Genomic DNA, 11,732 nt, shown 5'->3' on the forward strand with positions numbered 1-11,732 from the left:
GCCCCGGCGCGTCCATCTTGGGAGCCATGACACAGACCCTGCAATTCGGCCTCGACACGTTCGGGGATGTCACCGCCCGCGACGGCGAGCCCCTCTCCCACGGCCAGGTCCTCCGCGACGTGGTCGCGGAAGGAGTCTTGGCCGACGAGGTCGGGCTCGACTTCTTCGGCGTCGGCGAGCACCACCGCGAGGACTTCGCCGTGTCCTCGCCCGAGATGGTGCTGGCGGCGATCGCGGCGCGCACGACGCGCATCCGCCTCGGCTCGGCCGTGACGGTGCTCAGCTCCGACGACCCGGTCCGGGTCTACCAGCGCTTCTCGACCCTGCAGGGCCTCTCGAACGGCCGCGCCGAGGTGATCCTCGGCCGCGGCTCGTTCACCGAATCCTTCCCGCTCTTCGGCTACCCCCTCGACCAGTACGAGACCCTGTTCGAGGAGAAGCTCGGGCTCTTCTCGGCGCTGCTGGCCGGCGGGCCGGTGACCTGGCAGGGCACCACCCGGGCGCCGCTCTCGAACCAGTCCGTCTTCCCCACCCCGGAGGCGCCGCCCACGACCTGGATCGGGGTCGGCGGCAGCCCGAACTCGGTGGTGCGGGCGGTCCAGCACGACCTGCCCGTGATGCTCGCCATCATCGGCGGCGATCCGCAGCGCTTCCGCCCCTACGTCGATCTCTACCACCGGGCCTGCGCCCAGCTCGGCCGCCCGGTGCGGCCGATCGGCGTCCACTCGCCGGGCTATGTCGGCGAGACCGATGCGGGCGCGCGCGAAGAGTTCTTCGCCGATTACAAGCGGATGCGCGACCGCATCGGCGCCGAGCGCGGCTGGCCGCCGATGACGCGCCAGGAATTCGACCGCGAGGCCGATCACGGCTCGCTCTACATCGGCAGCCCCGAGACGGTGGCGAAAAAGATCGCCGCGACGGTGCGGGGCTTGGGCCTTGGCCGGTTCCAGCTCAAGTACAGCGCCGGCCCCATGCCGCACGAGCGGCTGATGCGCGGCATCGCGCTCTACGGGACCCGGGTGGCGCCCCTGGTGCGCGAGATGCTGGAAGTGGGGTAAGGAGCGCGCGCGCCCGCCGGGCGCGGTATCCGGGGTGTCCGGCCCGCCGGGCGCGGTATCCGGGGTGTCCTGCACCCCGGGCGTCCGGTCCGCCCGCCACCGCAAGGAGCCCGCCATCTTCCACCTCGTCTTCGCGGCGCCGTGCCTCCTGGTGATCGCCCGCTGGCTCCTGCCGCTCTCGCTGCCGCTCGCCGTGAAGGCGGCGCTCGCGGTGCTGCTGCTCGCCGCCTCGCAGTTCCACCTCTGGAACCGGCTCTCCTCCGGCTCGGTCTTCGCCCCGGAATTCCCCCGCGCGGTCGTCCTCGCGCTCAACGGGGCCTTCGGGGCGATCGCGCTGCTCGCGGTCCTGCAGATCGCCCTCGATCTCGGCGCGCTCGCCGCCGCCCTGGTCCAGCGCGGGTCCGTGGCGATTCCCGACAGCGTGCGGTTCGCCGCCGCCGGGCTCGCGGTGCTGCTCGCCGGGATCGGCGTCGCCCAGGCCGCCCGGGTGCCGCCGGTGGTCGAGCGCGAGGTCGTGATCCCGGGCCTGCCGCCGGCCTTCGAGGGCTACCGGCTGCTCCAGCTCACCGACCTGCACCTGAGCCGCCTCTTCCCCGCCTCCTGGGCCCGCGCCGTGGTCGCCCGCGCCAACGCGGCGGGCGCCGACGCGATCGTCGTCACCGGCGACTTCATCGACGGCTCGGTGGCGATGCGCCGGGACGACGTGGCGCCGCTTGCCGCGCTTCGCGCCCCGGACGGCGTGTTCGGCATTCCCGGCAACCACGAATACTTCTTCGATTACCCGGCCTGGATGGCCCATCTCGCCGGCCTCGGCCTGCGGATGCTGCCGAACGCCCACGCGGTGCTCACCCGGGGCGAGTCTGCTCTGGTGCTCGCCGGCGTCACCGACGCCTCGGCGCCCAACGCCGGCCAGCCCGGCCCCGACCTCGCGGCGGCGCTCACCGGCGCCCCACCCGGCGCCCCGGTCCTCCTCCTCGACCACCAGCCCCGGAACGCCCGGCAGGCGGCGGCGCGGGGCGTGGCGCTCCAGCTCTCCGGCCACACCCATGGCGGCATGATCCGCGGCCTCGACCGGCTGGTGGCCCGGGGCAACGACGGCTTCGTCTCGGGCGCCTACGCGGTCGGCGGCATGACCCTGTTCGTCGGCAACGGCACCGGGATCTGGCCGGGTTTCGCGCTGCGGCTGGGGCGGGATTCGGAGATGACGCGGTTTGTTCTGCGGGGTGGTGGGTGAGCGCACCCTGGGGGGAGTTCGGACAAATCCATATCAGCCCAAGACTGTGTCCATACAGGATGGCAGTTCCGCGTCCGCCCGGTCGAGGCGGTGGCGACGTTCCTCGTCGCCACGTGGCAGGCACGCGAGAGGCGGGCGGCCGATAAGTAACCCCAGTACGCCGACCCCGTTGCAGCGCTCGGCGTGTCCCGCCGGAAGATGCCGGCAGCGCACCGGACTACGGGGATTTCGTGCCCGACATCACCCGCCCGGGTTATCGCGAGTTAGATCACGGACGACGTGTGCTCGGACACGTTTCGTCATCACCTCGATCGGCCGCGTAACGCCAGCCGAGCCTCGCCTACCGTCGCCCTGAGTGGAAGCGGTAACGCCAACCCTCGTCGAGCTTGCGCTCCTCCGCGCTCTCCTCCGGCACGGGTTCCAGACGCAGCAGGATCATCGCGAAGCCGTTCTGCTGGAGGTACACCTGTTCGTAGAGGGACGGCGCGCGGAGGTCACGCTTTACGTCGATCCATAGATCGGGACTGCATGCGGCGATATCGCTTGCGATGTCCGGTCGATGCGGACCGCTGTGATAGAGCGACCCTGCTGCGACCGGGCTGCCGACAGCGCAGGTGATGTCCGGGAAGGAGAGGCTCCGGTAGCACCGCTGCACACGGCCATTGCCCACCACGACGACCGCGATCCGCTCGGGGTGGTACTGCACGTAAGACCGAGCCGCCACCTCCTTGCCAACCGCGAAGTCGCGCGCGAGCAGGAGAACGTGCTGCAGATCAGGCTCGCGAAAGGCCGCCATGGCCCCCCGCAGCAGGAGCGGGGGCATCAGCATGAGGCCGGCGAAGCGGTTCGCCTCGACCTCCCTGCGCTGCCGCTGGTCACCCACCTTGGCCGTGAGCCGGAGGAGGTCGGAACTCTTGCACAGGAACCGGCCGGGCTGATCCGGGACGTGGTGCGCCATCAGGAAGTGGCCGAGTTCGTGTGCGATGGTGAAGCGCCGGCGCGGTTCGCCCCCGCGCTTGACGAGGATAGTCCCCTCGGACCGCTTCGCATCGGTCACGAGGCCGCCCTCGAACTCAGCGTTGTCGAGGTCTTCGAGCCTGAGGATGCCGAGGCGCGCGCACAGCTCTTGGATCGGCACGGGGACCGAAAGGTTCGGCTCGGCCTGTAGGATGCGTTTGACGAGCGCCTCCGGCGAGCGAGCGTCCGCGAGGTCAATCCTGCTGATCGGCATACGCGCAGCCCCCCTCACAGCTCCAGACCATTCATTCCCTGAGGCCGCCACTCACCCGCCTAACGCTTCTTGCCCAACTCGGCAGCGATATCCTTCGTCATTCGGCCGACCTTCCGATGCGCCGCCGTGAGTTGGTCCTGCGTAACGCCCCATCGCTTCATCCAGAACTCGACAGCCTTGCGTTCCGACAAATCGAGCCGGTCCTTATCGATGAAGCCACGCTTGTCCTTGAGGCCGGCCATGGTGATCCTGATGGTTTGGTGATCTGCGGTCTGTGAAGGACCTGGCGCCCCCTAACGGCGACGATGGCGAAAGGATGCACGAGACCGCCCAGAGGTCGCATCCTGACCAGCACGGCGAGTTCTGAGGCCGTGCGGCCAAGGCCCTCAACGCTTACCCGAGCGACCGATCCTGCGAAAGTAGGACAGCAGCCCTTACTGATTTGGCCGATGTAATCGTAAGTTGTAGGCGGCGGGGTAATTTGCAATACGAATTATAAAATACAATAAAGCGAGGACTGCCCCTTCTTGATAAAAATTAAAATTATTCCAAATAAAAATCACAAAAATATATTTTGCTGAGAAGGTGGGGTAGTTCGAGCCAACATCCATGTATAAATAATGTGAATGACTTAATCACTGGGCTGGGTAACCCCTGTATTACAAAAATGTAGCACTGAGATCCATTCATGACGAGTTCGGCGGGGAGAGAGGAATGCGAACTGGGAGACTGGTCAGCCCCCTTCCCCGCCATCGGGCTTATCCATGTGCTCAAGCCCCGGGAAGAGTCTGGAGGGCATCGGGCCGACTCAGAAGGCGCTGCTTGAAGAGGCATGGTGTTCGCGGCATGTTCCAGAGACAACCTTGGCGGACACTCTATGACCTCCGAACACGCTCCGATTGACCGTACGAAAGTAACTTTTGAGCAGGCCGAAGGCTTAGCTCCTCTTCCTCAGCAACTTAAAGCCCGCGAGATTTCTAGTGAGCTTCGCGCGATCATGTGGGCCTATATATTTGGTGAATTAGAAGGGCATAAAAATACAAGACACAGGCCGTATCATTTTACCACCGGCCCATGGTCTACAATATTAGAAGATTTTCATGTATTGCGCTTATACAAAAATGTCGATGAATTTTCTGCAAAAATCTCTGATGTATATCCATTTATAAAATCTATAATGACTCAATCTAATTATGGAATGTTTTTCGGATTTTTACAGTTTGTAATCCGGCACAACGATTGTCCCGACGATCTTGCGAATGCGGTGAATGAGATACTTATCAAATCAAGATCTGCGTACCGAGTTGTGGAAAAGACCATTGTGCCGATAGGGTCAGATGAAGAGCTAAGCGCAGTAATAGGCGCCTTCGCCGATGTGCATGCGCAGAAATTCAAGGGAGCCCGTAGTCACCTCCGGCAGGCTGCTGAGGGACTAAGCGAGGGGCGATTTGCAGATAGCGTCAGAGATAGCATTCACGCAGTTGAGGCGACCGCACGTGTCATAACCACCAAAAGCAAGCTGTCTGATGCGCTGACCGAATTAGAGAAGAGCGCTAAGATGCACGGCTCTATGAAGGCCGGGTTTGACAGGCTGTATGGTTGGACGAGTGATGAGAAGGGGATACGTCATCCTCTCCTTAATGAGGGTGACGCGAACGTGAGCGAAGCTGATGCGCTTTTCATGCTTGGCGCGTGCGCATCGTTTGTCTCGCTGCTCATTGCCAAGGGACGCGCAGCAGGTCTTGTAGAGGCTTAAGGGGGATGGGACAGTCATCCATCCCAGACGCGCCCTCACCCCTTCCTACCCCTGACCAAGCGCAACTTCATCAAACCCGGAGGCAAGTCTGGTCGCTACTCGCACCTTATGACAGATCATCTCTACCGCGCCGTGGCGAAAATGGACACAAATCTCGGCACAGGCATAGCGGTGCCAACGCTACGTCGAGCCGACAAAACTCTAGCAACTCTTTGGAATATTGGCGGAAGGGGTGGGATTCGAACCCACGGTGGAGTTGCCCCCACGGCGGTTTTCAAGACCGCTGCCTTAAACCACTCGGCCACCCTTCCGGCCGCGGACGCGCATGGGTCCGGGTGCCCCTTCTGTAGGGCGGCCCGGCGCGGTGCGTCAACCGCGGCCGGCGGCCCGCGGATCCGGCCTGCGGACCCGGCCCGGGACGCCTATCGCCGGAGCGCCCCGCGCCGTACCGTGCGGGCCGTGACGGCGGGGCGCGATCGGATGCGTCCCGAAGGGAGAGCCGCATGGGCTATCGGTACGACCACCTCCACCTGCGCAGCCGGGACGCCGCGGCGGCGGCGCGGTTCTACGGCGAGGTTCTGGGGGCGCGGGAGACGGGGCGCGAGGGCGGCGAGCGCCCGAGCCGGGTCATCCTCGATCTCGGCGGGATGACGATGTTCATCGAGCAGGCGCCGGAGGGCACCGGGCCGGCCGCGACGCCGCCCAACCTCGGCATCGAGCATATCGGCCTGCGGGTCGAGGACATCGAGGCGACGGTGGCGGACCTCGCGGGGCGCGGCATCCCGCTCGTCTCGGGCATCACCGACGTGCGGCCGGGCCTGCGCATCGCCTTCTTCGAGGGGCCTGACGGCGTGCGCATCGAGGTGCTGCAGCGGGGCTGAACCCCGCACCGGCGGCCACCCGCGGGACCGGTCCCGCCCGGCCCTACTCGGCGACGTGGACGACGATCGGCTGGCTGCGGCCGCGCAGGGTGAGCGGCAGCGAGCGGGTGAAGCGGCCCGCCGCCGCCGGCCCGGCGGCGGCGAGGCAGTGGTCGGAGGCGAGGATGCGGCCGCCGACCTCGCGGGTGGCGGATTGCAGGCGGCTCGCGACGTTGACGACGTCGCCGATCACCGTGAACTCGACCCGCTGGTCGGCGCCGATCGTGCCGATCACCACCGGGCCGCAATGCACGCCGACCGCGACCCGCACCGGCTCGGCCCCGCGGGCGGTGCGCTTGGCGTTCCAGGCGTCGATCTCGTGCTGGAGGTCGAGGGCGCAGGCGATGGCCCGCGCGGCGCCGTCGCCGCGCCCGTCGAGGCCGCCGAAGGTCGCCATGAAGCCGTCGCCGAGGAACTTGTCGAGGGTGCCGGCATGGCGGAACACCACCTTGCAGCTGCGCTCGCGAAAGCCGCCGAGGAGCGCGAAGGCCCGCTCCGGGCCCAGCCCCTCGCTCATGCCGGTGAAGCCGATCACGTCGGCGAACAGCACCGCCACCACCCGGGTCTGCGGCGCGCCGAACCCCGCATGGGCCCGGGCGGCGAGCGCGTCGGCGACGTCGGGCGAGACGTAGCGGGCGAGGTCGGCCCGCACCACCTCGGCTCGCACCTGCGCCAGCATCGTACCCCGGCCGCGCCACACCGCGATGGCGAGCAGCAGCGTGAACAGGCCGGTGACGATCACCTGCGTCCAGAGCGGGGTCAGGCCGACATAGGCCGGATCGAGGAAGATTTTCAGGCTCTCCTCGGCGCTCGCGGCCCCGTCCCGCGCCGCGTCGGCGAAGCGCACGGTGTCCTCGCGCCCGTAGACCAGCCAGACGCCGAGCGACCAGATCGCGGCGATCCAGGTCCCGGTCCACAGGACCGCCAGCGGCCGGTAGGTCAGCGCCGCCTCGCCGAGCAGCAGCAGCACGTAGAGGAATTCCGGGGTGCGCAGCCGGGTCTGGATCGGCCAGTCGATCCCGAGCCCGGCCGGCGGCGGCACGATGATGACGGCGCTCATCAGCGCAACGTCGAGCACCGTGAAGGCGAGCTTGATCGTCCAGGCGCGGGGATGGCGGCGCAACGCGTAGGGAATCGTGCCGAGCACGAAGAACAGGCCGGCGCCGGCGAGGTAGTAGAGGCCGCGCGGCCAGGGCACCAGCACGACGAGCCACAGCGCCACCACGGCGATCGCGACGGCGCGCGCCCGGAACGCGAAGGCGAGGCCGGCGAGCTCGGCGTGGCGCACGTTCTCGGCGAGCCGCCCGCGGGCCCGGGGCGGCAGCCGGCCGGCGAGCCAGTGGCGCAGGCGCGCGACCCGCAGGCTGGTGCGGAAGGCGAGCATCCGGGCGAGCCCGGCGCGGGCGAGGCGCGCGGCCCTCGGTTTCGACAGGGGATTGGGCGACGGCTCGGCCGCCGCGATGGGCTCGCTCACGGATCCGGTCGCTGGCCTCCCGTTACCCCCTCTATGGTAGGGCGCGGGACGGCCGGCGCGTAGCCCCGGGCCCGTGATCCGGCGGTCAGACCGCGACCGCCCGCCCCTCGGCCCCCTCCAGGAAGTCCTCGGCGTAGTGGCAGGCCACCGCCCGGCCGGCGAGCGGGCGCGGCGCCGGGCGCTCCTGGCGGCAGCGGTCGGTGGCGTGGGGGCAGCGGGTCGAGAACACGCAGCCCCGCGGCGGATCGAGCGGCGAGGGCAATTCGCCCCGCAGCACGATGCGCTCGCGGGTGCGGGGCCCGACGCCCGGCGTCGCCGCCATCAGGGCCCGGGTGTAGGGGTGGAGGGGGGTGGCGTAGATCGCGTCCTTCGGCCCCTGCTCCATGGCGAGCCCGAGATACATCACCAGCACGTCGTGGGCGATGTGGCGCACCACGCCGAGGTCGTGGGAGATGAACAGGTAGGCGAGGCCGAGTTCCGCCTGCAGGTCGGCCAGGAGGTTCAGCACCTGGGCCTGGATCGACACGTCGAGGGCCGAGACCGGCTCGTCGGCGACCACGAGCTTGGGCGAGAGCATCAGGGCCCGGGCGATGGCGATGCGCTGGCGCTGGCCGCCGGAGAACATGTGGGGGTAGCGCGCGTCGTGCTCGGGGCGCAGGCCCACCTTGGCCATCATCGCCCGCACCCGCTCGCGGCGTTCAGACCCCGACAGGCCGGTATTGATGGCGAGCGGCTGCTCCAGGATCGCGCCGACGCGCTTGCGCGGGTTGAGCGAGCCGTAGGGGTTCTGGAATACCAACTGCACCGTGCGGCGCAGGCGGCGGCGCTCGGACGACGGCGGGTCGACGGCGTCGATCCCGTCGAGAGACAGATCGCCGTCGGTCGGCGGCTCGATCAGCGTCACCATGCGGGCGAGGGTCGACTTGCCGCAGCCGGATTCGCCGACCACCGCCAGGGTCTGGCCGGGCGCGATCGAGAACGAGATGCCGCCGACCGCCTGGAGCCGGGCCGGCTCGCGGAAGAGGCCGCGGCGGATCTCGTAGGTCTGGCGGAGATCGTCGGCGACGACGACGGGGGCGCTCACCGGACGGCCTCCGCGATGGTGGATGCCTCGGCGCCGGCGCCGGCAGGGTGGTCCTGGCGGATGCGGGCGTCGCGCGAGGGATCGCCGAGCGGGTAGTGGCAGCGCACGGAGCCGTCCTGCCAGGGCCGCAGGGCCGGGCGCTCGTCGCGCGAATGATCGGTGGCGTAGGTGCAGCGCGGCGAGAACAGGCAGCCGCGCGGCCGGTCGTAGAGGCCCGGCACCACGCCCGGGATGGTGGCGAGCCGCCCGCCCTCGCTGCGCTCGGGCAGGGCCGCCAGCAGCGCCGCGGTGTAGGGGTGCTGGGGCGCGGTGAACAGGGTCTTGGCCGGCTGCTCCTCCATCACCTGGCCGGCATACATCACCATCATCCGGTCGGCGGTCTCGGCGACCACGCCCATGTTGTGGGTGATGAGCACCAGCGCCATGCCGCGCTCGCGCTGGAGCGAGAGCAGCAGGTCGAGGATCTGGGCCTGGATGGTGACGTCGAGCGCCGTCGTCGGCTCGTCGGCGATGAGGAGCTTCGGGTTGCAGGCGATCGCCATCGCGATCATCACCCGTTGGTTCATGCCCCCCGAGAGCTGGTGCGGATAGGACGAGAGCCGGCTCTCGGCCGCCGGGATGCCGACCTGCTCCAGCAACTCGATCGCCCGCCTCTTCGCGGCCTTGCGGTCCAGCCCGAGATGCTGGCGCAGGGACTCGGTGATCTGGAAGCCGATCGTGAAGCACGGGTTGAGGCTGGTGGTCGGCTCCTGGAAGATCATCGCCACGTCGCGGCCGGTGAGGCGGCGGCGCTCGCGGGACGGCATGCCGAGGAGGTCGCGGCCGGCAAAGGCGAGGCGGTCGGCCGAGACCCGGCCCGGATAGGCGACGAGGCCCATCAGCGCCATCATGGTCACGCTCTTGCCCGAGCCCGACTCGCCGACGACGCCGAGCACCTCCCCCTCCTCCAGGGTCAGGCTGACGCCGTCGACGGCGCGCAGGGTCCCGCCGGCTGACGGGAACGCGACGGAGAGGTTGTTGATCTCGAGGAGCGGCATCGGGCGCCTCACCGCTTCAGCTTGGGATCGAGGGCGTCGCGAAGACCGTCCCCGACGAGGTTGAAGGCCAGCACCGTGACCAGGATGATCAGCCCCGGGAAGGTCACCACCCACCAGGCGCGCAGCACGAATTCGCGGGCATCGGCCAGCATCGTGCCCCATTCCGGCGAGGGCGGCTGGGCGCCGAGCCCCAGGAACCCGAGCGCCGCCGCGTCGAGGATCGCCGTCGAGACGCCGAGCGAGGCCTGGACGATGAGCGGCGCGGCGCAGTTCGGCAGCACCTCCGACAGCATGAGGCGCAGCGGCCCGGCCCCGCTGACCCGGGCCGCCGTGACGTAGTCCTTGGATTTTTCCGCCATCACCGCCGCGCGGGCGATGCGGACGTAATGCGGCAGCACCACCACGGCGACCGCCAGCATGGCGTTCATCAGCCCGGGGCCGAGGATCGCCACGATGACGATGGCGAGGAGTAGCGACGGCAGGGTCAGGATGATGTCCATCACCCGCATGATGACGATGCCGGTGGCGCCGCCGATGAAGCCCGCGACGAGCCCCAGCATCGTGCCGACGAGGATCGACACCGCCACGACCGCGACGCCGATCGACAGCGACAGCCGGGCGCCGTGGATCAGGCGCGAGAGGATGTCGCGGCCGATCGCGTCGGTGCCGAGCGGATAGGTCAGCGAGCCGCCCTCCTGCCAGAACGGGGGCTTGAGGAAGGCCGCGTCGTTGGTGAGGTTCGGCGGGTGCGGCGCGATCACGTCGGCGAAGACCGCCATCAGGAACACCGCGACGATGATCGCCAGCCCGATCACCGCGCCCGTGTTGGCGCGAAAGCTCGTCCAGAACTCGGCGAGCGGGTGCGGCGGGCCGGCCGGGGTCGCCGAGGCGGCGGGGGTGTCGAGAAGCTCGGCGCTCATCAGCGGGCGTGCCGGATGCGAGGATTGACGAGACCGTAGGCGAGGTCGACGATGAGGTTCACCGCCATCACCACCGCGCCGATCAGCAGGATGCCGCCCTGGAGGACGGGGTAGTCGCGCCGGCCGATCGCCTCGATCAGCCACTTGCCGATGCCGGGCCAGGAAAAGATCGTCTCGGTCAGGATCGCGCCGGTGAACAGCACGCCGACCTGCAGCCCGATCACCGTGACGACCGGGATCAGGGCGTTGCGCAGCGCATGCAGCCCGACGATGCGCCAGGCCGGCAGGCCCTTGGCGCGGGCGGTGCGCATGTAATCCTCGCCGAGCACCTCGAGCATCGCCGAGCGGGTCATGCGGGCGATGACCGCGAGCGGCACGGTGCCGAGCACGATCGCCGGCAGGATCAGGTGAGAGAGGGCCGAGGCGAAGGCGCCGGACTCGTCCGAGAGCAGCGTGTCGATCAGCAGGAAGCCGGTCACCGGCTCGATGAAGTACCGCACGTCGATGCGGCCCGAGACCGGCGTCCAGCCGAGCTGCACCGAGAACAGCAGGATCAAGAGCAGGCCCCACCAGAAGATCGGCATCGAGTAGCCGGTGAGCGACAGCCCCATCACCCCGTGGTCGAAGACCGAGTTGCGGCGGAGCGCCGCCAGGATGCCAGCCGGCAGGCCGACGAGGAGCGCGAACAGGATCGCGCACACCCCGAGCTCGATCGTCGCCGGAAACAGGCTGGCGAACTCGGCGATCACCGGCTCCTTGGTGCTGATCGAGCGGCCGAGGTCGCCGTGGGCCAGCCGCTCGAGGTAGATGCCGTACTGGACGAGCAGGGGCTTGTCGAAGCCGTACTCGGCGCGCAGTTCCGCGTGCCGCGCCGGATCGATGCCCCGCTCCCCCGCCATCGTCTCGATCGGGTCGCCGGGCACCAGGCGGATCAGGAAGAACGCCACCAGGGTGATCCCCAGGAAGGTCGGGATCACCAGGGACGCGCGGGTCAGGAGGAAGCGGAGCACGGGAGAGC

Annotated in this window: 11 protein-coding genes and 1 tRNA gene; 4 read left to right on the forward strand and 8 right to left on the reverse strand. The window is 68.7% G+C overall.

What is annotated here, in order from left to right; translation table 11 throughout:
• The first annotated feature begins 26 nt into the window (after nucleotides 1-26).
• Both BMX97_RS00520 and BMX97_RS00525 read left to right on the forward strand, forming a co-directional pair.
• Nucleotides 27-1,058, forward strand: coding sequence for an LLM class flavin-dependent oxidoreductase (locus BMX97_RS00520; RefSeq protein WP_091744368.1), 1,032 nt, complete (start codon nucleotides 27-29; stop codon nucleotides 1,056-1,058).
• A 115-nt stretch (nucleotides 1,059-1,173) separates the two neighbouring features.
• A complete protein-coding gene (locus BMX97_RS00525) occupies nucleotides 1,174-2,292 on the forward strand; it encodes a metallophosphoesterase (protein ID WP_091745066.1) in 1,119 nt (372 codons plus the stop codon).
• A 340-nt stretch (nucleotides 2,293-2,632) separates the two neighbouring features.
• Here the strand turns inward: BMX97_RS00525 and BMX97_RS00530 are convergent, their stop codons facing one another.
• Nucleotides 2,633-3,523, reverse strand: coding sequence for an ImmA/IrrE family metallo-endopeptidase (locus tag BMX97_RS00530; RefSeq protein ID WP_091744370.1), 891 nt, complete (start codon nucleotides 3,521-3,523; stop codon nucleotides 2,633-2,635).
• Between the two features lie 59 nt (nucleotides 3,524-3,582).
• On the reverse strand, nucleotides 3,583-3,765 hold the full coding sequence (locus BMX97_RS00535) for a DUF3606 domain-containing protein (RefSeq protein WP_003600567.1): 183 nt from the start codon (nucleotides 3,763-3,765) through the stop codon (nucleotides 3,583-3,585).
• 635 nt (nucleotides 3,766-4,400) lie between these two features.
• Here BMX97_RS00535 and BMX97_RS31850 point away from each other — a divergent pair.
• A complete protein-coding gene (locus tag BMX97_RS31850) occupies nucleotides 4,401-5,279 on the forward strand; it encodes an AbiJ-NTD4 domain-containing protein (RefSeq protein WP_143074528.1) in 879 nt (292 codons plus the stop codon).
• 221 nt (nucleotides 5,280-5,500) lie between these two features.
• Here BMX97_RS31850 and BMX97_RS00540 read toward each other — a convergent pair.
• Nucleotides 5,501-5,590, reverse strand: a tRNA-Ser gene (locus tag BMX97_RS00540).
• Nucleotides 5,591-5,782: 192 nt separating this feature from the next.
• Between BMX97_RS00540 and BMX97_RS00545 the strand changes: the two genes are divergently transcribed.
• The gene (locus tag BMX97_RS00545; RefSeq protein WP_091744372.1) at nucleotides 5,783-6,160 is read left to right on the forward strand and encodes a VOC family protein; all 378 of its coding nucleotides are present in this window, start codon (nucleotides 5,783-5,785) and stop codon (nucleotides 6,158-6,160) included.
• A 43-nt stretch (nucleotides 6,161-6,203) separates the two neighbouring features.
• On the opposite strand, the gene BMX97_RS00550 is transcribed toward BMX97_RS00545, so the two are convergent.
• The 5 genes from BMX97_RS00550 to BMX97_RS00570 form a co-directional block, all read right to left on the reverse strand.
• Nucleotides 6,204-7,673, reverse strand: a complete 1,470-nt coding sequence (locus BMX97_RS00550) for an adenylate/guanylate cyclase domain-containing protein (protein WP_244538205.1) — start codon at nucleotides 7,671-7,673, stop codon at nucleotides 6,204-6,206.
• An 85-nt stretch (nucleotides 7,674-7,758) separates the two neighbouring features.
• On the reverse strand, nucleotides 7,759-8,757 hold the full coding sequence (locus BMX97_RS00555) for a peptide ABC transporter ATP-binding protein (RefSeq protein WP_091744374.1): 999 nt from the start codon (nucleotides 8,755-8,757) through the stop codon (nucleotides 7,759-7,761).
• Entirely contained in the window at nucleotides 8,754-9,794 is a 1,041-nt protein-coding gene (locus tag BMX97_RS00560; protein ID WP_091744376.1) for an ABC transporter ATP-binding protein, read from the reverse strand. The genes BMX97_RS00555 and BMX97_RS00560 overlap by 4 nt, the downstream gene beginning before the upstream one ends.
• 8 nt (nucleotides 9,795-9,802) lie before the next feature.
• Complete coding sequence (locus BMX97_RS00565) at nucleotides 9,803-10,714, reverse strand: ABC transporter permease subunit (protein WP_091744378.1); 912 nt, start codon at nucleotides 10,712-10,714, stop codon at nucleotides 9,803-9,805.
• Nucleotides 10,714-11,724: an ABC transporter permease subunit gene (locus BMX97_RS00570; protein ID WP_091744380.1), complete on the reverse strand. Its 1,011-nt coding sequence runs from the start codon at nucleotides 11,722-11,724 to the stop codon at nucleotides 10,714-10,716. Before BMX97_RS00570 ends, BMX97_RS00565 begins: the two co-directional genes overlap by 1 nt.
• Nucleotides 11,725-11,732 lie beyond the last annotated feature (8 nt).

It is taken from the genome of Methylobacterium sp. ap11, assembly GCF_900110515.1.
Lineage (GTDB): Bacteria > Pseudomonadota > Alphaproteobacteria > Rhizobiales > Beijerinckiaceae > Methylobacterium > Methylobacterium ajmalii.